The 264-nt window shown below is 39.0% G+C and carries 1 rRNA gene; it reads right to left on the bottom strand.

The features are described 5' to 3' along the window. A 5S ribosomal RNA gene (gene rrf, locus W7W_RS0116320) occupies nt 1-62 on the bottom strand; the annotation flags it as partial. Between the last annotated feature and the right edge of the window lie 202 nt (nt 63-264).

Genomic DNA, 264 nt, shown 5'->3' on the forward strand with positions numbered 1-264 from the left:
ACAGGCTTAACTTCTCTGTTCGGAATGGGAAGAGGTGGAACCCTGTTGCTAAAACCACCTTAATAGGAGCCTCCCCTAACCCCTCCCAAGGAGGGGGATTTGAAGGCAATATCGTTAACATATTGGAAAAGATTCAAAAAGCGAAAGAGGTAATTATCAATTATCAGTTACCAATTATCAATGATGATTGGTAATTGTTTATTGTTCACTGCTCATTGCTTTAGTAATGCTTCAATGTGGAGATTTAACTCCCCAACTTAAAAG

This window comes from Marinilabilia salmonicolor JCM 21150 (genome assembly GCF_000259075.1).
GTDB classification, from domain to species: Bacteria; Bacteroidota; Bacteroidia; order Bacteroidales; family Marinilabiliaceae; genus Marinilabilia; species Marinilabilia salmonicolor.